This window comes from Tangfeifania diversioriginum (genome assembly GCF_900141875.1).
Classification (GTDB): domain Bacteria; phylum Bacteroidota; class Bacteroidia; order Bacteroidales; family Prolixibacteraceae; genus Tangfeifania; species Tangfeifania diversioriginum.
In genome coordinates this window covers 1-22,215 of sequence record NZ_FQZE01000004.1, presented here as the reverse complement: position 1 = coordinate 22,215, position 22,215 = coordinate 1, and the positions used below count along the sequence as shown (strand labels likewise).

Here is a 22,215-nt window from a genome sequence, read left to right as displayed (position 1 = left end):
AATCAGAATTATTCTTTAGATCAATTGCTATTTTAGCGCAAACAAAACTTAGCCTGATATGAATCAAATCAACGATTTTCTCTCAGTTATTGACGGATTTATCGGCGGATCGCAATGGTTCGTTTTTTTATTGCTCGGAACCGGACTGTTTTTCACCATTTATTTAAAATTCCCGCAATTCCGCTACCTGCGTCACTCACTGCGCATTGTCCGTGGAAAATTCGACAAAGAAGGAGATGAAGGAGACACCTCACATTTTCAGGCACTTACCACTGCACTCTCGGGAACAGTTGGCACCGGAAACATTGCCGGGGTGGCACTGGCCATTCACCTGGGCGGACCGGCAGCGCTTTTCTGGATGCTGGTGACCGCAGCCGTAGGTATGACCACCAAATTTGTGGAAGTCACCCTCTCGCACAAATACCGCGAAAAAGCGGAAGACGGTTCAATTGCCGGCGGCCCGATGTATTACATGCGGAAGCGGCTCAACATTCAACTTAAAAACAAAAAGGTAATCAACACAGGAAAATGGCTGGGGGCTATTTTTGCCGTGGCTACCATACTTTCGTCGTTTGGCACCGGCAACCTGCCGCAAATCAACAGCATCGCCAACTCCATGTTCGAAACATTCGGGCTGAACCACATCCTTACCGGCGCGGTACTTTCGGTTTTTCTGGCCATGGTAATCCTGGGCGGAATCAAGCGCATTGCAAAAGTTACCTCCCGACTGGTGCCGATTATGGCTGTGGTTTATTTCATCGGGGCCATAGCAGTAATCGCCTACAATTATGATAACATAATCCCTTCTATTTCTGCCATCATCGGCGATGTATTTACAGGGTCAGCAGCAGCCGGAGGGTTTCTGGGCGGCAGCATTGCCTTTGCATTTAACCGGGGCGTCAACCGCGGGTTGTTTTCCAACGAGGCTGGCCAGGGATCGGCGCCCATTGCCCACGCCGCGGCACGCGCCCACGAACCGGTTTCGGAAGGACTGGTGGCACTGCTCGAACCGTTTATCGATACCATTATTATTTGCACGCTCACCGGACTGGTAATTTTATCATCGGGCGTGTGGTCTGAAAAAATTGAGAACCAGTTCCAATCGGTAGATATGATTGTTCTCAAAGGAAACTATTCGGAAACCAATGAAACGGAAAAACAACAACTGGCCGACTTCCTGCTGGAAAGAGAAGATTTGCCGCTATTTACAGGTACGCTGAATGTTTCTGATGGGGAAATTCAAAACCAGCCAACTATTCTTCATGCCCGTTCAGTGGCTGAAGATGTGAAAGTTTGGATGAATGATGAACCTTATTCAGGAACGATTGAACTGGCTGATGGAAACCTCACACCGGGACAGAATGTAACACTCTCCGGAAAATCGTTGATGCACAGTGCGCCATTAACCACTGTGGCCTTCACCCGTAGTTGGTTTGGCGAATACGGGAAATACATTGTATCCATCGGGTTGCTGATGTTTGCATTTTCCACAGCCATCAGCTGGTCATATTACGGTGGCCGGGCGGTCACCTATTTGTTCGGAATAAAAGGCGTTATTTATTACCGAATTATTTATGTTATCGGGTTTTTCCTCGCATCGTTTACTGATACTACCATTGTTTGGACACTTTCGGGAATTACCATTGCGCTGATGACCATTCCCAACCTGATTGGTATTCTGTCGCTGCACAAAGAGATGAAATCGGAAGTGAAACTTTTCTGGCAAGAGTGGCACGAGCATTTTCCGGGGAAAAATTCGGGGGGACTTTAGGAAGTTGGCAGTCTCAGTCTCAGTCTCAGTTTAACAGTAAAAGAGATGAACGGCCTTTCATCTTTACAATTGATTTTTGAATTTATAAGCAAATTTTTAACCTGTTTTTCTTTCTGAAAACTGCGACTGTGACTGAATACTAAAAATTCCCTATTTTTGCGCTGAAATTTATAGCCATGCAAAAAATTTATCCTGAACATTTTGAGGAAAAGATTGGGTTCGACCGCATCCGTGAGATGTTGCGCAACAAGTGCATCAGTACCATGGGAAACGAATGGGTGGATGACATGCAGTTTCAGGATAAGTTTGAAGTTGTCACGAACCAGTTAAGCGAGGTAACCGAATTCTGCCGTATCATTCGCGAGTTTGAAAATTTTCCGGCCAACCATTTTTACGATTTGCGCCCGGCACTTCAGAAAATTAAGATTGAAGGCCGTTTCCTGGAGCCCGCCGAACTGTTCGACCTGAAACGCTCGCTGGAGGCAGTGCGTGCCATCGTGCAATTTTTTCAAAAACAGGAAGAAGAAGTATTCCCGCTGCTGAAAAAGAAAACTGAACGGGTGCAAGTTTTTCCGTACATTTACGATCGCATCGACACCATCATCAACAAGTTTGGAAAAATCCGCGACAATGCATCGCCCGAACTGGCGCAAATACGGAAAAGTATTTTATCGCTGAATTCAAACATGTCGAAACGACTGCACGCCATTTTGAAACAGGCCCAGAAAGACGGGCTGGTGGATGAAGAGGCATCGGTTTCCATCCGCGACGGCCGGGCGGTGATTCCGGTTCTGGCATCGAACAAACGCAAAATAAAAGGCATTGTTTACGACGAGTCGGGCACCGGCAAAACGTCGTATGTGGAACCCAACGAAATTGTGGAGATGAACAACGAAATCCGCGAACTGGAATATGCCGAACGCCGCGAGGTGGTGCGCATCCTCACCGATTTTTCAAACGACATCCGTCCCTACTTAGAAGATCTGTTTTACTCCTACGAATTTCTCGGCGAAATAGATTTTATACGTGCCAAAGGACTGCTGGGAGTTGAGTTCGACGGCATTCGCCCTGAAATAGATGACACTACTACTATTCAGTGGCAGCAGGCAGTGCATCCGCTTTTGCAAAAAGCGCTAAAAAAAGAGAACCGCAAAATTGTACCACTTGATATCCAGCTCGACACGCAAAATCATATCCTGTTGATTTCAGGACCGAATGCGGGAGGTAAATCGGTTTGCCTGAAAACAGTGGGATTGTTGCAATACATGCTGCAGTGTGGTTTGTTAATTCCGCTGCAGGAAGGGAGCAAAACCGGAATTTTCAGCCAGCTTTTTATCGACATCGGCGATGAGCAGTCGCTGGAAAACGATTTGAGCACCTACAGTTCGCACCTGATGAACATGAAATATTTTGTGAAGAACTGCAACGAAAGAACATTAATTCTGATTGATGAATTTGGCTCAGGAACTGAACCGATGTTGGGCGGTGCCATAGCCGAATCGATCCTTGGCGAACTAAACCGCCTGCGCACTTTTGGCGTAATTACTACGCACTACACCAACCTGAAACACTTTGCTTCAGCCACCGATGGAATTATAAACGGTGCCATGTTATACGATTCGCAGCACATGAACCCGCTTTTCAAACTTGAAATTGGGAAACCGGGCAGTTCGTTTGCTTTTGAAATTGCCCGGAAAATCGGGCTGCCGGAGGAAATTCTGGAAACCGCCACCAACAAAGTCGGCAAAAAACACATCGATTTTGATCGGAACCTGCGCAAAATAAACCGCGACAAACGCTACTGGGAAACCAAGCGGCAAAAAATCAGGAAGGTGGAAAAAATCCTCGACGATACAGCAGTCAATTACGCGGAAGAGCTAAAAGAAATCCAGAATCAGCGCAAGGAAATCATGAAAAAAGCGCGTGAAGAAGCCGACGCGCTGCTGGCAAGCGTAAACAAACGAATTGAAAATACCATTCAGGAAATAAAAAAAGCACAAGCCGACAAAGAAAAAACCAAACAGGCACGCGAAAAACTGGGCAAGCTAAAAAATGAAGTTGCCAAAAAATCGGATGAAACCGACAGCCGGATTGCTACAAAAATGGAAAAACTCCGCCGCAGGGAAGAAAAACGAAATCAACGCCGGCCACAAGAATCTAAAAATAAGGTTCCAAAAAAAGAACCTGAAAAGCAGATAGAATTAAAACCCGGCGACAAAGTCAAGATAAAAGGACAAGAGACTGCCGGCGAACTGATTGAGCTGAATGAGAAGAACGCAGTGGTAGCATTCGGGCAGATGATTACCACACTTCCCCGCAAACAGGTGGAACGACTGAGTAGCAATGAGGCAAAGAAACTGGAGAAAGGACAAAAACAGGGAGGTTCGCACTTAGCCGGAAGTAACCTGATGGAACGGCGGCTGAGTTTCAAACCCGAAATCGATATTCGCGGGCAGCGAGCAGATGAAGCGATTCAAAACATTCAGGAGTTTATCGACGAAGCCATCATGCTTGAAGTTTCGCAACTGCGCATTCTTCATGGGAAAGGCACAGGCATTTTGAAAGAAACCATCCGGAATTACCTTCGCTCGGAACCGATGGTACGCACATTTAAAGACGAACATGTGGATTTTGGCGGTGCCGGAATTACCGTGGTAAATCTGGCATTGTAATTTTTTTACCCAAAATATTTTTGAATGACCGCCTCCATGTGCAATTTTTTCAATGGTTTTGTGAGGTAGTCGCGGCAACCTGCTGCCAGGGCTTTCTCTTTATCGCCTGCAAGAGCATAAGCCGTTTGTGCAATAATCAGTGCATCGCTGTCAATTTCTTTTATTTTCATTGTAGCTGTGTAACCGTCCATCACCGGCATTTTAATATCCATCAGCACCAGGTCGGTTTCAGGGTGTTGTTTATAAAGCGCAACGGCCTCCTGTCCATTTTCGGCAAACAACAGTTTTTTACATTTATCATCCAATATCTCGGCGAGGTACATCCGCCCCACTTCTTCATCTTCGGCAACCAAAATGGTAAGATCTTTTAAAGTGACATCAATTGGCAAATCTTCTACCGTAGCTTTTTCTGAAATTTTTGTATTCGGTGTTTCACGGCAAGGCACAGTAAAATAAAAACTTGAGCCTTTTCCCTTTTCAGAATCCAGCCATATTTTCCCGCCCAGTTTTTCAATGTACCCTTTGGCTATCGAAAGTCCCAAACCGGCTCCCTCGTAGGGTTTCGACAAGCTGTTATCAGCCTGAACAAACCGCTTAAAAACAGAGCTTTGCCTTTCTCTTTCAATACCAATTCCTGTATCCTTTACAAAAAATTCCAACTGATGGGTTGATTCTTTTTTATACCCAAATTCAATCTTCCCTTCGTTGGTGTATTTTATGGCATTCTTTATCAGGTTCGAAAGTGCTGCATTCAATTTTTCAGCATCTGTAACAATATCAGCTTCATCGTCAGTAAGCGGAGAATGACAGAAAATTTGCAGGCCCCTGCTTTCAGCTTCCGGTTTAAAAAAGTTATAGAAATAATTTAATTGTTCATTTACATTCACCTTTGAATAATTGACTTCCAAAGTACCCGATTCAATGGTTGAAATATCGATTAAATCGTTAATGGTATCGAGCATGCGCTTACCGCTTTTCTGAATAATTTCCACATACTGAACTTTTTCTTCTCCTGCTAATTTAGGTTCTTTCAGCAATTCGGTAAAACCGAGAATTCCGTTCATCGGAGTGCGGATTTCGTGGCTCATGTTGGCAAGAAAAGCTGATTTTAACCGGTCGCTTTCTTCGGCGCGTTCTTTGGCAACCATCAGGTCTTCAATCATCTTTTTCTTCTCGGTAATATCTTCCCTAACCGAAACAAAATGAGTGATTTTTCCTTTATTATCCATAATCGGTGAAATGGAAATGTCTTCCCAAAAATCTTCACCGTTCTTCTTTTTGTTTATAAGCTCTCCGTGCCATTCATGGCCTGAAAGCAGCGTATTCCACAGTTGTTCGTAAAACGGTCCCAATTGTTTGCCCGATTTAAATATTCGCGGGGTCCTACCTTCCACTTCTTCAAAGCTATAACCGGTAATTTTTGTAAAAGCAGCATTTACATATTCAATGTGTCCTTCCACATCGGTAATTACAATGCTTACCGGACTTTGATCCACCGAGCGGCTGAGCAGCCGGAGTTTGTCTTCAATCCGGATTCGGTCCGAAATATCCCTGGCCACGCTGAGAATAACGTTCTGTCCCCTGTATTTTATCAGGCTCGAGTTGATTTCAACCGGTATTTTCTTCCCTTCTTTAGTTGTGTGAACAGTGTGGAAAAACTGTGTCTTTTCGGTTTGTAGGTTTCGGGCCAGTTGTTTAATATCCGCTTCACTCAGGTTGTTGTCAATTCTGAAAATGCCTCTCTGAAGAAGCTCTTCCCTGGAGTATCCCGTTACTTTACCGGCCCTTTCGTTAACGTCTAAAAGCGTTCCGTCGGGATGAATAATCCAAACCGTTTCGTTCATCCCGTTAATCAAATCTTTGAATTCAGCAAGGCTATCGTGGAGTTGTTTTTCAATTCTGTCTTTTTCCTGTTTGTCGCGGCTCTTTTCAATGGCATCCTTTACCGCGTACGGCAGGCGCTTAATCTGTTCTTTTATTACATAGTCGGTTGCGCCGGCTTTCATGCAGGCAACCGCTGTTTCTTCATTCATTGAGCCGGTAAGAATGATAATAGGAAGAAAAGCTGAGTGGGCAAGGGTAATTTTCAGGGCGGTCATTCCATCAAATGTGGGCATGGAATAATCAGATACCACAACATGCGGATTGAATCCATCCAGTTGTTTTCTGAAATCGGGTTCTGTGTCCACCACTTTGTAAATAAACTCAAGGCCTCCTTTTTTTATTTCACGCCGTGCCATTTCTGCATCGGCAGGCAGGTCTTCTGCAAACAGGATTCGTATGGGCTGATTCTCCAGGCTCATTTTTCAAACAATTAATTCGGCATCAAATATATTAAATTAAGGGATTTTACAATTGTGGCTGTTTATTTAATAATAACCAATAAAAACCAAGATGACGGACGGCTTCCACAAATTTGTCAAAATCCACCGGCTTCACAATGTAACTGTTCACGCCAAGTTTGTAACTCTCCACAATATCCTTATCTTCCTGCGATGAAGTGAGCACAATTACCGGAATTACTTGTGTTTCAGGATTACTCTTTATCTCTTTTAAAACTTCAATTCCATTTACTTTAGGCAACTTTAAATCGAGTAAAATCATTTTGGGGAGGTGGTTAAAATCTTTGTCCCTGCCAGAGAATTTCCCCCTGGCGAATATAAAATCGAGTGCTTCCTCCCCATCGGTTACCACAAGTACTTTATTCGAAAGATTATTCTTTTTTAAGGCTCTCAATGCCATTTCTGCATCGTGCGGGTTGTCTTCAACCAACAGTATTTCAATTTGGTTATAATCTCCCATTGCTGTTTTTGTTGCAAATTATAAATATTTATTTCAAATCAAATGTAACAATTGTATTCTTTTGTAAAGTGGGCTAAATTGCCCGTCACCTCTTAAAATCTGAACTTTTAGAATATAAAAAAATCAAAAAAGATAATAAGTTTGAATACGATTATGGCTGCTGGTTGAGCAAAAGCCAGTACAGGCCCAAATCTCTAACAGCATCAACAAATTTATCGAAATCAACCGGTTTAACAATATAGCTATTTACGCCCAGGCGATAGCTTTCAACCATATCTTTCTCTTCTTTTGACGACGTTAAAATAATTACGGGAATAGCCTGGGTTTTGGGATTACTTTTTATCGCCTCCAATACTTCAAGTCCGTCAATTTTGGGTAATTTTAAATCGAGCAGAATTATTTTTGGCCGGTGGGTTTGTTCGCGCCCCGAGAATTTCCCTTTGGCAAAAACAAAATCGAGGGCCTCTTCCCCATCGCCAACAATAAGCACTTTATTGGTGAGGTTATTTTTTTTGAGGGCCCGCAATGCCATTTCAGCATCGTTTGGGTTATCTTCAACAATCAAAATTTCAATTTCGTTGTAATTCATGTTCAAATTATGTTTTATGGTTAATTTCAAAGTTATGAATAATTTAATGAATATCCAGAGACAAATTATTTTTATATTTAAGGCAAATCTAAATGAAATGAAACTATTACTGACAACATTTTTACTGACCGCTATTCTTCTTACCAGCTGTAAATCAATCAATAATTCAACTGAAAACTATACCGGTGATGTTATAATTTATGGAGGCACATCGGCTGCAGTAATTGCTGCTGTTGAAGTGGCACAAACCGGGAAATCGGTAATTATGGTTTCACCCGACAAACACCTGGGTGGGCTCACATCGGGTGGACTGGGGTTTACCGATACAGGCAGAAAAGAAGTGATTGGCGGGCTCGCGCGCGATTTTTACCACCGCATTTACAATCATTACCAAACAAACGATGCCTGGAAATGGATGGAAAAAGACGAATACGGAAACACCGGACAAGGCACTCCCGCTATTGACGGCGACATGCGTACCATGTGGATTTTTGAACCACATGTGGCCGAACAGGTATTTGAAAATTATATTGAAGAATTCGGCATAACTGTTTTCCGCGATGAATGGCTCGACCGGAAAAACGGTGTGGATAAATCCAACGGGAAAATTAAATCCATCACAACCCTTTCAGGGAAAACATACGAGGGAAAAATATTTTTGGATGCCACCTACGAGGGCGATTTAATGGCCGCTGCTGGTGTGAGTTACCATGTAGGACGCGAAGGGAACGACAAATATGATGAGAACTGGAACGGAGTGCAAACCGGTGTTTTTCAGCACGGGCATAATTTCAGTGTATTAGATACTCCCATCGATCCCTATTGGGTTTCCGACGACCCTTCAAGCGGATTGCTGCCACGCATCAGTAATAATCCTCCGGGTAAAAAAGGGGAAGGCGACCACCGAATTCAGGCCTACTGTTTCCGGACATGCATGACCAATCATCCTGAAAACCGCATTCCTTTTCCCAAACCGGAAGGTTACGACTCAACCCAATATGAACTTCTGGTGCGTATTTTCGATGCCGGCTGGCGCGAGTGGTTCCAAAAATTCGATGCCATACCCAACCGTAAAACCGACACCAACAACCACGGCCCGTTTAGCAGCGATAATATTGGCATGAATTACGATTACCCCGAAGCAAGTTATGGACGCCGGAAAGAAATCATCAAAGAACACGAAACCTACCAGAAAGGCCTGCTTTGGTTTGTGGCCAACGACCCGCGGGTACCGGAAGAAATTCAAACCGAAATGCAAAAATGGGGCCTCGCCAAAGATGAATTTACCGACAACGGCAACTGGCCTCACCAGATTTACGTGCGCGAAGCCCGCCGCATGATTGGCGAGTTTGTAATGACCGAAAACGAGCTGATGAAACGCACGCCCACCCCGCGCTCAATTGGGATGGGGTCTTACACCATCGACTCGCACAATGTGCAGCGCTATGTTACTGAAGACGGACATGTGCAAAACGAGGGCGACATTGGTGTTGGGCTGCCAGGGCCTTATGAAATTGCCTACGGTTCAATTGTCCCGCAAAAAGAAGAGTGCCGGAATTTACTGGTTCCGGTTTGTGCATCGGCCAGCCACATTGCCTTTGGCTCCATACGTATGGAACCGGTATTTATGATTTTGGGGCAATCGGCGGCAGCAGCTGCCAGCATAGCTATTGATGAAAATATCGCCCTCCAGGATGTGGATTATGAAAAACTGAAAAGCCTACTGCTGGAGAAGGGACAGGTACTGACAATGGAAGATGCGGTGGGTGAATAACCGCTTACACGTGCAAACCATGCAACGCCGGAATCGAACAAAATTCCGGTTCCCGCTTGCTTTTTTCTCCCGCAATTCTTAGGTTTGCTTTTAAAATATAATGTCATCCGGTAAAAAAACCAAAACCTATGTTAAATTCCGAACCGAAAATTCCACCCCCCATTCCTTGCTTACTCAACTTCTTTTTACAATATAAGAAGGAAGCCGAATTATATCATGAGATACAAAGGTTGATAATATTTTCGATGGGTGGAAATATTGTTTAATTATGGATTACAGACAACAGAGTTGTGTGCAATGGTAAAAGAACAGCGGTGCAACATAAAACCAATAATAAGATAAAAAAGGGCGAAATACAATGACTAGAAAAAATGACTAAGTCAAAAAAAATAAAGGATGCTAATTATCAAAAAACTGAGAATTTATTTCTATGTGTTTTTATAAATGATTTTGTCAAAAAATTTCGTAGCTACAATAATGACGAATTTATTATTTCAATCTCAGGACTGAAAGGGTTTATTACAAAAAATGACACGGCTTTAACAAACTTGTTTGATAAACTCAAAGAGAACAAATTCACTATAGAATTTGAAGAAAATGAAGAAAGCATTAATCACTTAGAAATTTGTTGCAAAAATATCACAAAGGATTCTTTTAGTAACTTTGAATATAAAATCCAAAATTTACCGACTATTGTTGACCTTTCAGTTAAAACAGATATACCTCCAGTTGGCATAATCATTATACAGATTGTAGCACAGATAATTAGCAAATCGAAAATTCTATACAAAGCAATTGTTCTTGATTTGGATGATACATTATGGAACGGAACTCTTTCTGAAGTCGGAATAGATAAAATAAATGGAAATTTGCATTCTGAAGAAGGGACTCCATTTATCACCTTCATGAAATTTGTTAAAACTCTGGCGAATGAGTTAGGCATTTTTATCACAATATGTTCAAGAAATGATTCTAAAATGGTAGAATCAGCAATACATAAATTGGATGAAAACATTTTTCCGATAAGAAATCAGATTGATTATATTATTGCAAATTATAACGATAAGAGTAAAAATATTAAATTAATAGCAGAACAACTCTCGATTTTGCCAAATTCAATCGTATTTATTGACGATAATCAAATCGTTAGAGATGAAGTGAAACTTAAATTGCCAGAAGTATTTGTCCCAGAATGGTCAAATCATAGTGAATTAGTAACTCAATTAATTGCTGGATGTATATTTGAAAGAGATGAGTTGTCCTTAAATTCACAAAATAGAAGAAAACAATATAGAATAATTCAAACGGAACGTACTCAAAACACTTTGCCTAAATTATCTGTCAAAGTAATCAAGGACGAAAAACATACAGAATCCATTAAATTATATTCTAAATCAAATCAATTCAAATTCTCACGTAATAATGATTTTTTTGATAGTGATGCAAAATCATTATATTTTGAGATACATAGAGAAAATGGTGAAAATTTGGGAATCTGCTCAGCAATCACTTACACCATTTCAAACGACACTTTTCTTATTCACAACTGGGGAATAAGTTGCAGATATTTTGGAATAGGTCTTGAAGAGTTTATATTGTTGTACATACAAAAAAACACTAATGCTAATAAGATATTCATTAATTATCATAACACAGAATACAATCAAAAAGTTAGAGAACTATTGGTTAAATATTCGGATGCATTTATGAATAACGACAAAAATGATAAATTTGAAATAATAGTTTCAAAAGAAATTGCAGATAAAATGGACGATAACACAAATTTGAGAGAATTATAAAATGGAAAGACGAAAATTATACACACTGGGCTATACGTTATTTCAAAATGGAGCTGTTATTGACATTGAAAAAATGTTCAAAACGTTAAAAGAATTTAATGTTACTCATTTAATTGATGTTCGCTCTATGCCTTATTCCAAGCAGTATCCACAATGCAATGCCGACAATTTAAAAGCTGCAAGTAAACATTTTTCTATTTCATATGGTCATATGCCAGAATTGGGAGCAAAAGCAAGTCCAATGCAAGATGTATTTTCTAAAGCTTCAGATATCTTTTTTGAAGATATATTTCCTATTCCAAAGAGCAACAGACCCGAAGATGCTGAACTATTAGATTATGAAGAGATAGTCGATTTTCAGAAATTTAGGAAAGATGAATATTTTGCAGATGGAATAAAAAGAATAGAAACGGCATATGATAATAATTACACTCTCGCCCTTATCTGTAGCGAGAAAAAACCAATTGACTGTCATCGGTATTTTTTAGTAAGTAAAACGGTTGAGCAAAAATATGGAGAATGGTTAGATGTAGAACATATCATTCAAAACAAAAGTGCTAAAATTGACACTGTTTCTAATGCAAATTTAAACAACCAGTTATCTGAAATAATATTTAATAAATCTGAAATTAAGAAATTAGATATTTTAAATTCTACGATTTTTGAACCAGCAAAAATTGAAAATTATTTTGGTAATAACCAACAAGAAAAAGTAAATGATTTCTCTGACAGATACTGGAACTTAATGCACGGATGGAAAAAAGCAAAAAATACTAACTATAATAATTTTGAAAATTATGATTAATTTATTTAACATTGGTTTTACCCAAAAAACAGCAGAAGAATTTTTTGGTATTTTAAGGAATAATAAAATTGATTGTCTTGTTGATGTGAGATTAAACCCCAATGGACAGTTATCAAGGTTTGCTTTTGAAAAGGACTTACCTTATTTTTTAGACAAACTAGCTGACGGATGCAAATACGTCCACAGAGTTGACTTTGCCCCTAAAAAGGAATTATTAAAAGAGGTAAGAACCAAAGGTTCTGCAATGAGTAAAGATTACAAATTGTTTGAAAAAGCATTTAAGCAACAATTGGAAAGGGAATCAAAGATTGAGAATTTTGTGGAGCAATTTAACAAATATCATAATGTTGTTTTGCTTTGCTCAGAGCCCACTACTGAAAAATGCCATAGAAGAGTGATTAGCGAAGTTTTGCTCAATAAATTTAGTAGTGCTATAAAATTTGGAGGCAATTTGTAATGAAAAAGAAAGTATTATTAATAGCAGTCAGTTGTAAAGAGGGCGGTTTATGTCCAGGAGGACTTGATTTAGATGACCCTAGCAAATGGATTAGAATAGTTAAAGATGATGGTCATGCAGGTGCAGTCCAAGGGCATGAAATTGACTTTGCAAAACCTCTTGACATTATTGAATTTGATGGCAGACCAATACCTCAAGGAAAACAACAAGAAAATTGGGTTATTGATAATGGTTCATGCAAGAATAAAGGTAAAGGACACTTGAAAAATGGAAACGGAACAGACAAGGAAGTTCTTGATTGGGCATATCAAAAATACGCTTATAAAGGTTTTTGGAGCAATTATAAAGCATATCTGAATGAAAATGAATTTGATGCTATAAGTAATCCGTCAGAATCAATAATGAAAGTGGATAATGTAAGAATTTATAGTAATGAAAGGGATAAGGCAAAAATTGATTTTGATTGGAGCGGTGCGCGATACAGAATTAAGGGAATTTCTATGACAGACCAAGATTTTTATGACAAAATAAAACAGGGTGACGTTACATTTGATAATGCGTATATCGTGATTTCAATCCCAAAAGAAATTGATGATTGGACTCATCCTGAAACAGGTGAAAAACGAGCATATAAATTTGTAAGTAAGATTTATGAAATATAATTTGACATAAAGCCACAGCACACAATCGAGTAGACGGCTGATAGACTAAAAGTCCGCCAATGCTCCTCTCACACCATCCGCCAGCTGGCTGATACGGGTATCATATACCGCAGTTCGCTAAGTTATAGGAAACAAGGCCGTGTTTGGCCTGATTTGGTTGCGGAGTTCCAACATCGGAATGTAACCCCTCTTTTTCAATCTCAAAACTGTTAGTCAGGCTACCCCACATACTGGTACCCCAGCCCGTTGACGGTTTCTTTTACTTTTGCCAGATCGAAACCGGCTCCGGTAATTTTCACAGTTTCGCTGTTGTTATCGGCTATTACATTTGTAATTCCTTTCAATGCTTCAAGGTTTCTTTTCACGTTGGCTTCGCAATGCGAGCAAGTCATTCCGGTTACTTTTACTGTTATTCCTTCTGTTTTTTCCATTTTGCTTTTCTTTTTAAAGATTGAATAAAAATATCCGCCTACCATAGAAACAATCAACACAATGGCAGAGGTCCACATCAGCCAGTCGGGCAGCATTTGGTGTTCGCCATGCACATGCACTACTTTGCTCAGAATAAAATCGGCAGGAATCAGCCAGTTAATGAGCACGCCAAAAAGAAGTGCTCCTCCTATGATGGAAGCCAAATAAGCAGTGAGTGATTTTCGTCCCATGGTTTTAGCCAGCACGGTTATGGTGGCTACATTAGTTGCCGGGCCGGCCATCAGAAAAACAAGTGCCGCCCCCGGCGAAATACCTTTCATTAATAAAACTGCTGCAATAGGGATTGACCCTGTGGCGCAAATGTAGAGCGGTATTGAGGCAGCCAGTATAACCAGCAGCTCAACAATTCCCATTCCACTGAACATGCTAAAAAAATCCTCGGGCAAAGCCACAGAAATTAAGGCAGCCAGCAAAAAGCCAATAACCAGCCATTTGGCAATGTCCTGCAACAATTCAACAAAAGCATAATCGGCCGCTCGCACAACCGAATGCCTGTTGTCTTTCTTTTCCGGCTCATCGCAATTACAGGAATCATCGTTGCAGTTATCCTTTTCATTGTTGATGGCAGCTGTATCAATTTTCAAATTTGAATAGGATGATGACTGCTCTGCAGGTTTGTCCTTCACAAAAATATTGGTAAAAACACCGCCGACAATGCCTGTAAAAAAGGCAACTACCGGGCGTAAAACAGCAAATGGCCAGCCCAGCATGGAATAGGTTGCCAAAATTGAATCCACACCGGTTTGGGGTGTTGAAATCAGAAAAGAGTTGGACGCGCCTTTGGAGGCACCATTTCTGAAAAACGAAATCCCGGTTGGAATTACTCCGCAAGAGCACAAAGGCATTGGAATTCCAAGCAGTGATGCATTAAAAGCCGACCGAAAATTGGATTTTCCCAAATACTTATCGATGTGCCGCTGCGGAAAATACACTTTTAATAAACCGGCAAAAATCAGCCCCAGTAAAAGCCACGGCGCCATTTCGAGCACAAGGAACCACAACTCTGAAAAATATTCTTCTATATATATCAACATAAATATCTTTTTTTCTGCAAAAATAACAATTCAAATTCAATGCTTGTTTTAGATCCACATAAATAAAAAGACTCTGCATCATTTTTTAATCTATGCGCTGAAGAAGGGGCAAATAACTTATAATGCAGGAAAACAGATTTTTGTCTTGTACCTGGATTTTCAGCGGATGCAAAAAAACAAGGGGATATTCAAAATAATGAATATCCCCTTGTTAAATATTAATCACCACAAAGCGAATCAGTTCACTGCCGGAGTAATTACAAATTTACGGAATTCAACCGAGCCGTGGTCGCCCTGAATCATAATTGGTCCCGGTGTTCCTTCATTGCTGTTGAGCGAGCCACCGGTAATTCCCGGAATTGGCCGGTTAGAAATCACCTCGATTCCATTATGCACTAACGTTAAGTGCCGGCCTACCAATGTAATTTCAAAAGTTTGCCACTCCCCTGGCTTTGCTCCTGCATATAATGCCGGTGCAATAAATCCATAGATTCCGCCGGTAGTTATGTTGCTGACGGCAAAACTGTCCACAATCTGCATTTCATAACGTCCGCGCAAATAGATTCCGCTGTTGCTTCCCTTCGGATAACGAAATTCAACGCTCAGTTTAAAATCATCGAATTTTTCTTTCGTCACCAGGTTACCACCTGATTCCTGATTGACCATAACGCCGTCAACCATACGAAATTTGTTGTTTGCCGGAATAATCCAACTCGACATATTGTCATCCAGCAGGTTTTTGGGATTTCCCCAAACCGGTGGTTCTTCGCGTTTAAGGCTTGGTGCCCGCACACCGGTCCACTCCAATTTATGGCCGTCGAGCATCATGTAGCCCTTCAGTTTATTATCTTCCAGCGAAAATTCAAAATAGAGATCTTCAATATCCATCCACTGCGGGGGGATGGTAAAATTGTATTTTCCGGTTTCCGGAGAATAGTTGATTTTTGAAACGGGGCGGGCGCTTCCTTCGTAACCCACATAACGCCCCACAAGAGTGGAAAATCCTGAAAGTTTAACTTCCAGCCAACCGGGAAATCCGGCATCACTCATTAATCCATGGCGGAAAAGCCCGAGCTCTTCCATATCATCGTCCCCGATAACAATGGTAAGATCCCACTTGCCAATCACGCCCATACCATCATCGGAAGATTGTGCCAACGCGGAAAAACTGATGCCTAAGGTTAGCACAAACAGTAAAAAGAAGTTTTTGAATATTTTCATCATGATAAAATTTTAAAAATGTAACAACGCCTGCCGTGCAGACAAATTTTAACTTTCAGGACAAATCTACATAAAAACGGTAATGGGAGAAAATTTTAAATACAATTCATTCTGAAGATATCTGCCTACCTGAACGGTTGTTTTTGGCCGGTGTAATTAAAATCATTATGCTAACCAATAACATGGCAAGTGTTAAAAAGAAAGTTTTACTGAGTCATAGCCGTGCCGAGTTGTCATTAAACCAGAACACGCAAAACAAAACTACCGCCGATTGCTCATTCATCAATACCAGTCAGGGTTACCGGCCCAAGTAGTCCGGCATCTTTAATTTCCCAGCCGGAAGCATCAAATGGTTCGTATTCGATGTTCACAAAATTGATGTCGTGAAATTTTTTCCAGTCAACTCCCCGAATATCTAGGTCGCGAATGCGGTTGGCCGCCACGTTGGTAACCTCAACTTCCAGCAGGTTTTTGCCCTGTTGCAAATTGTCCACTTTCACTTTATAAGAAGGCCCCAAAAGTGCCCCTGCAAGTTCCCCGTTTAGTTTCACCCGGGCACAATCTTTCACTTTACCAAGATTCAAAAAGGCAGAGCTTTGATTTTCATTCCAGTTGAATTCGATGGAGTAGCGCGCAGTCCCGGCAAACCTTTGAGTTTGCTCATCGCCTATTTCAGTCCACGAAACCAGTTGATCGGTGGCAACGTCACCCGGATAAACCGGTCCGCCTTCCAAAAAACTGATTTTCCACATCCCTTCAATTTCGCGGCTGTTTTGTTCCGGTTCAAAATAGGTAAAAGCGGGCGCATATACTTTTTTATTTAGGCAACGGATGAATACAGTTCTTTCCGGTTCCAGCTGAATCCGTACCGAGTTGTTGTTGCTTTCTGCGGTTGATATTTCGCCGTTTTCAGGAAAATAAAACAGGTATTCCTGCGCAGTCGACTGAAGGTCCACCCACTCATCGAGCGCTGTTGAATTGCAGTTAAAAACCATGTACCAGTCTTCGTTTTCATTTTTCATTTTCAAAAAATGAAATCCTTTTTCAGCAAGCGATTGCTCGCCTGAAATTCCTGCGTTGCTCAGCAAATCGACCACATTTCCTGCATGCTCACTGAGGTCAGTTTTTACTGTTTTCAACTGCCGTTCCCTTTCTTCCAAATTAAACATTCCCGGCACGCTTTCAGGCAGAAATTCATCAAAATAAACTGTTCCGCCCTCATCAACAAATTGCCTGAGTTGCTGCATTGTTTCCAGCGGAATGTATTTTGTTTTTGGAACCACAACAGCTTTATAGTTGGCATCACCTCCGGTTACAATTTCATCATCTATCATTTCACAATTTAACAGTTGTTTATCCGAAATGTAATCGAATGTGTATCCTGCTTCCATTAACGATTCCGACAGCTCATTAATGGGATGAGTAATAAACCAGCCGGCATCTTTGTTCACCCCGAGGTGGTTGAACAACCGTCCTTTTCCGGCGGCCACATCATAATAGGGCCAGTACACCAGCACATCGTTTTTGGCAGTTGACTTTTGCAGAACCGTCTGGCTGCGTTCGATGTATTTAAACAGCGCCGGCATTTCGCGCCACAGCGGATTACGGTTGTTTACCTGTGTAGAAGCGTAAAACAGCCAGCCCGGCCATTCGGCATCATCGGGCGAATAACAGGTTCCGTGAAAAAACATGTGATTGATTCCGGCCAGAAAAAACCGGTTGGTAGCCCGCATCATGTCGGAAGTGGTTACCGTCCAGTGCTCGTCGAGCCAGGTGTAGCTTTCGGATGAAACCAGTTTTTGTCCGGTAACATGCGCCGCCGAAGAAGCAAATTTGTTCACAAAAACATCCACGGTCCCCGGTTCTACAGTCCTGAATATTTCGGTTTCAGGAATATCACAGGCTGCATATAAATCGAGAATATTGCCCGGCGAACCGTGCGCCTGGTTGCGGTTCAGGCTCTGGTGACTGTTGGCCCATTCGGTCATTGGGTCAATAAAAGATTCCAGCACGAGGTCAGACAACGTTTCGCGGTAATCCGACTTTACCCGTGCTATAATTTCTTCTTCCTCAGAATCACCAGCCAGCACATGCAGGTATTCGGCCAAATCGTAACCTCTTCGCGTTTTAAATTCCTCTGTAAAATGAGTGGTAAAATCGCCGGTATATTCAAACGAATCGTGAAAAAAGCAGCGAATTAACCCTTTGTCAATTTCCAGGCGTTCCCATATTTCATTTAGGTACCAGTCGGTAATTTCTTCGTTGAACGTGTCTATTGCCCAGCCTTTTCCGCCGTCGGAGGCGCGTTTTACCATATCGCGGTTTTTCAGGCGTTCAGCAAAATATACTGTTCCGTTTGCCGGAGCCGTAAAATTTTCATCCGGATTAAAAGCAGTGGCCTCGTTGTTTTCATCAACAAACGAAGCTATTGCAATTACAGGAACATCAGGCTTTTCAGCAGTTTTCCCTTTTCGGATTTGCTGCTTGTGCACGCGTAGCGACCACAATCCTTTTTCTTCGGGGACAAACGGCCCGCCGCAACGCCAGCCGCTGCCCGGAGGCAAATCCACTCCCATGTTCAGGCTGTGGGCTTTTTCAATGGTGAATTGCAGCATATCGGAAAACTCCGGAGATAAATATTCAATGAAACGATCTTCCTCGCCTCGCACGCCGTAAATCGGAGTTATTTCCACACCGCCGATACCCATTTCGGCCATTTCGTCTAACTCGCGGCTTATATTTTCTTTATCAACTGCATTGCCCATCCACCACCAACGTGTCCAGGGTTTCGATTCTGCCGTGGCTTCCGGCCATGTCAACTGTTGTTTATCTGAAGAACATGAAATTAAAATGAAGAAAGAAAGTAGAAAAAATAATCTGTTCATTTTCATTTTGTAAAGTTTTATTTAATAATGCCTGCCAATAAGCGGATGTTCAACAATTGCCCCTTCGCAATGATTGAAAAAATTAATAAAAATGCGAACAAAATATCCCGTTTATTCATTGTTCTTATTTTACATTTGAATTTGTTAAAATAACAAAAAACAGAAATCAACAATCATTAAACGGTAAAATATTGCCATGGGATTAAAAAATTCGGGTCTTATTATTTTTTTGATAGTGAGTGCTGTCACAAGCGCGAATACACATTTTTCACTAAGTGACACAACACAGCAAGTCACTTTTCAGGACACCACGTCACTATCAGGCGAAATCGATGCGGTTACGGTAACTGCTTTCAGGGCACCATACAATTTGAGAAACACGCCTGCCCCCGTTAATTTGATTGTACCTGAACTACTCCAAACAGGCAGTGCGCTTACACCGGTTGAAGCCCTGAACCAGGTGCCGGGCGTTTTAATGCACCACGGCACACTCTCAACCAACCGGCTTACCATAAGGGGTATTGGTTCGCGAACGCCGTATGCCACCAATAAAATCAAGGCCTATTTTGGTGAAATCCCACTGACCAGCGGAGATGGTGAAACGGCACTGGAAGATCTCGAAAATTCAGCCATTCAGCGGGTAGAAATTATCAAAGGGCCTTCTTCCAGTTTGTATGGTGCCGGACTGGGCGGCACCCTGCTTTTTCAACCCAAAAGCCTGAAAAACAATTTCGTGCAGCATCAAACCACAATTGCTTCGTTTGACACCTATAAAAATACGCTGGAAGCGGGAACCACAACCAACAACCTCGATCTTTACGCGCTGGGTTCCATACTGAACAGCCAGGGTTTCAGGGAGAACAACTCAACAAACAGGGGCAATTTTCTGCTGCATTCCAACTATTCTTTTTCTGAAAAAATAACGCTGGGGGCTTTGCTGAAATTCACAAAAATGAAAGGATACATTCCCAGTTCGCTCGACTCCCCCACGTTTCAGGAACATCCTGAAAAAGCAGCTGCCAACTGGAAAGGCATTGAAGGTTACGAAGCCTACACCAAAGGCCAAATGGGGCTTTCGCTAAATGTTCTTCCCGGCAATCGCAACAAAATATCGCTGGCCGGTTTCGGAAGTTTCCGCGAAGCCGACGAGCCGCGCCCGTTCAATCTATTGAAAGAAAATTCAGATTACCTGGGATTGCGTGGCTACTACCAGAAAATATGGAATACCGACGTGGTTAAAACTACTTTCACATCGGGGATTGAACTGTTTCGCGAAAAATACAACTGGTCCACCTGGTCGAACGACAATCCCGAAAATGCCCTTTCCAACAACAGCGAAAAACGAGCTTACGAAAACCTTTTTGCGCAATTGGAACTGAATTTTAGCGACAGTTTTTTTCTGTCGGCAGGTACCAATGCCAACCTCACACGTTTCGATTACACCGATAATTTCCCGGATGATGGAGACCAATCAGGCGAACGCTCCTACAAACCGGTCATCTCGCCCCGCATTGGTGCCAATTACAAAGTATCCGGCACATTTTCAGTTTTTGGAAATGCGAGCCATGGATTTTCCACTCCCTCGTTCGAAGAGACACTGTTGCCCGAAGGACAGATTAATCCAGACATAAAACCGGAAAGTGGCTGGAACCTGGAGGCGGGCATCAGGGCAAACTGGAACAACCGGTTGCAGGCCACGGTGAGCTATTACCGCATTTACATTAAAAACCTGCTGGTGGCCCGCCGTACCGGAGAAGATGCTTATGTGGGCGTGAATGCTGGCAAATCGCTTCACCCCGGTCTGGAAGCAGCGTTGCGCTGGGAATTGTTAAATCCGGCAACCTACCCTTCGCTCGTTTTGAGCGGAAATGCGACCATTGCCAATTATCATTTTCAGGATTTTGTTGACGGTGATAATGATTATTCCGGCAACCTGTTGCCCGGAACCACCCGTAATACCTGGCTGCTGGCAGTGAATTTCAGCCCTGTGGAAAATATTCAGATGAAAGCCTGGCACCGCTTCACCGGTAAAATGCCGGTGGATGATGCCAATTCAGATTTTACAGAATCGTATGGATTAACCAACTTTGAAGCCGCATTCAATAAGAATTTTGGGAGCATAAAGCTGGAATTAAAAGCCGGAGTACAAAATATTTTCGATGTTCACCACGCTGCCATGCTCGCCGTGAATGCGCCTTCGTTTGGCGGCAGTCTGCCCCGCTACTACTACCCGGGAAACCCGAGAAACTATTTTGTGTCGGTGCTGTTGGGGTGGCGCAAACGTTAACCGTTCAGCGGCGAAGGTCCGCTCGACTGATATTTCCAAGAGAATTTGCTACTTGAGTTACCCGTCGAGCCGCGGAAAGCGGCTTGACGGGTGGGGTAAAACTCCCTGGATATTTCCAAACATTTTAATAGTTATGTCGTTGGATCGTAACAAAGGACAAAAAAAGCGAAGCGTTATGAAAGCACTGATTCTTATTGATATTCAAAACGATTTTATACCCGGCGGATCACTGGAGGTACCTTCGGGTGATGAAATAATTCCGGTTGTAAATAACTTGCAGGAAAAATTCGATCTGGTGGTGGCTACCCAGGACTGGCACCCGCAAAACCACATGAGTTTTGCTTCGAACCACAAAGGGAAAGAACCTTTTGAAATGATTGAACTTGGTGGTATGGATCAAATTCTGTGGCCCGATCACTGCGTTCAGGATTCAAAAGGTGCTGAATTTCACCCCGAACTGAATACAACAAAAATCGAAACCATTTTCCGAAAAGGTATGGATTCGGAAATTGACAGCTACAGTGGTTTTTACGACAACGGCCATAAAAAAAGCACAGGGCTGGCAGGTTACCTTCGCGAGAAAGGAGCTACTGAACTTTATTTCTGTGGCCTGGCTGCCGATGTGTGTGTTTACTATTCAATAAAAGATGCGCAGAAAGAAGGGTTTTCTGCCACTTTGATTGAAGATGCCACACGTGCCCTGGACAATAAAAAGTTTGCTGAAATGAAAGCTGAATTGCAGGGGTTAGGACTGAAAGAGATTTCAGCAAAATACTTATAAAACTCCCCCTCAAAAAAATAATTAAACGGTAATTGTTGAGAACTTTACAAAGCAAAAAAGTGAAATTTAAAAGTGAAAGCTGTATTTTTAAGTAAAAAACCACGCCCAGAGGACGTGGCTTTGGGATAACCCCTGGAAGGGGATGAAAATACCTTTACCCTCAGAGAAGGTAAAAGCTTGTTAT

Annotated in this window: 15 protein-coding genes; 9 read left to right on the top strand and 6 right to left on the bottom strand. The window is 42.1% G+C overall.

Features of this window, described 5'->3' with window-relative positions:
- Positions 1-58: 58 nt before the first annotated feature.
- Together BUC07_RS03450 and BUC07_RS03445 are read left to right on the top strand one after the other, a co-directional pair.
- Positions 59-1,771, top strand: coding sequence for an alanine/glycine:cation symporter family protein (locus BUC07_RS03450; protein ID WP_073165608.1), 1,713 nt, complete (start codon positions 59-61; stop codon positions 1,769-1,771).
- Between the two features lie 176 nt (positions 1,772-1,947).
- Entirely contained in the window at positions 1,948-4,443 is a 2,496-nt protein-coding gene (locus BUC07_RS03445) for an endonuclease MutS2 (protein ID WP_073165605.1), read from the top strand.
- A gap of 5 nt (positions 4,444-4,448) precedes the next feature.
- Here the strand turns inward: BUC07_RS03445 and BUC07_RS03440 are convergent, their stop codons facing one another.
- From BUC07_RS03440 to BUC07_RS03430, 3 genes are all read right to left on the bottom strand, one after another.
- Positions 4,449-6,746, bottom strand: a complete 2,298-nt coding sequence (locus BUC07_RS03440; RefSeq protein WP_073165602.1) for a PAS domain S-box protein — start codon at positions 6,744-6,746, stop codon at positions 4,449-4,451.
- 46 nt (positions 6,747-6,792) lie between these two features.
- On the bottom strand, positions 6,793-7,245 hold the full coding sequence (locus tag BUC07_RS03435) for a response regulator (protein WP_073165599.1): 453 nt from the start codon (positions 7,243-7,245) through the stop codon (positions 6,793-6,795).
- Between the two features lie 151 nt (positions 7,246-7,396).
- The gene (locus tag BUC07_RS03430; protein ID WP_073166042.1) at positions 7,397-7,834 is read right to left on the bottom strand and encodes a response regulator; all 438 of its coding nucleotides are present in this window, start codon (positions 7,832-7,834) and stop codon (positions 7,397-7,399) included.
- 97 nt (positions 7,835-7,931) lie between these two features.
- Between BUC07_RS03430 and BUC07_RS03425 the strand changes: the two genes are divergently transcribed.
- The 5 genes from BUC07_RS03425 (at position 7,932) to BUC07_RS03405 (ending at position 13,331) form a co-directional block, all read left to right on the top strand.
- On the top strand, positions 7,932-9,608 hold the full coding sequence (locus tag BUC07_RS03425) for an FAD-dependent oxidoreductase (RefSeq protein ID WP_073166040.1): 1,677 nt from the start codon (positions 7,932-7,934) through the stop codon (positions 9,606-9,608).
- Positions 9,609-9,979: 371 nt separating this feature from the next.
- Positions 9,980-11,407 (top strand): HAD-IIIC family phosphatase, encoded by a 1,428-nt coding sequence (locus tag BUC07_RS03420; protein ID WP_073165597.1) that lies wholly within the window; start codon positions 9,980-9,982, stop codon positions 11,405-11,407.
- Position 11,408: 1 nt separating this feature from the next.
- Positions 11,409-12,212, top strand: a complete 804-nt coding sequence (locus BUC07_RS03415) for a DUF488 domain-containing protein (protein ID WP_073165594.1) — start codon at positions 11,409-11,411, stop codon at positions 12,210-12,212.
- On the top strand, positions 12,205-12,669 hold the full coding sequence (locus BUC07_RS03410; protein ID WP_073165591.1) for a DUF488 domain-containing protein: 465 nt from the start codon (positions 12,205-12,207) through the stop codon (positions 12,667-12,669). Before BUC07_RS03415 ends, BUC07_RS03410 begins: the two co-directional genes overlap by 8 nt.
- Positions 12,669-13,331 carry a dual OB domain-containing protein gene (locus BUC07_RS03405; RefSeq protein ID WP_073165588.1) on the top strand — a complete coding sequence of 221 codons (663 nt, stop codon included), beginning with the start codon at positions 12,669-12,671 and terminating at the stop codon, positions 13,329-13,331. The genes BUC07_RS03410 and BUC07_RS03405 overlap by 1 nt, the downstream gene beginning before the upstream one ends.
- A 218-nt stretch (positions 13,332-13,549) precedes the next feature.
- On the opposite strand, the gene BUC07_RS03400 is transcribed toward BUC07_RS03405, so the two are convergent.
- The 3 genes from BUC07_RS03400 to BUC07_RS03390 all read right to left on the bottom strand — a co-directional run bounded on the left by BUC07_RS03400 (position 13,550) and on the right by BUC07_RS03390 (position 18,963).
- A complete protein-coding gene (locus tag BUC07_RS03400) occupies positions 13,550-14,857 on the bottom strand; it encodes an SO_0444 family Cu/Zn efflux transporter (protein WP_073165585.1) in 1,308 nt (435 codons plus the stop codon).
- Positions 14,858-15,094: 237 nt separating this feature from the next.
- A complete protein-coding gene (locus tag BUC07_RS03395; protein WP_073165582.1) occupies positions 15,095-16,081 on the bottom strand; it encodes a 3-keto-disaccharide hydrolase in 987 nt (328 codons plus the stop codon).
- A 272-nt stretch (positions 16,082-16,353) separates the two neighbouring features.
- Positions 16,354-18,963, bottom strand: a complete 2,610-nt coding sequence (locus BUC07_RS03390) for a glycosyl hydrolase (RefSeq protein ID WP_175552453.1) — start codon at positions 18,961-18,963, stop codon at positions 16,354-16,356.
- A gap of 196 nt (positions 18,964-19,159) precedes the next feature.
- Here BUC07_RS03390 and BUC07_RS03385 point away from each other — a divergent pair, with 196 nt between their 5' ends.
- Both BUC07_RS03385 and pncA read left to right on the top strand, forming a co-directional pair.
- Positions 19,160-21,250, top strand: coding sequence for a TonB-dependent receptor (locus BUC07_RS03385; RefSeq protein ID WP_073165576.1), 2,091 nt, complete (start codon positions 19,160-19,162; stop codon positions 21,248-21,250).
- Positions 21,251-21,425: 175 nt separating this feature from the next.
- On the top strand, positions 21,426-22,031 hold the full coding sequence (gene pncA / locus BUC07_RS03380; RefSeq protein WP_073166037.1) for a bifunctional nicotinamidase/pyrazinamidase: 606 nt from the start codon (positions 21,426-21,428) through the stop codon (positions 22,029-22,031).
- Positions 22,032-22,215 lie beyond the last annotated feature (184 nt).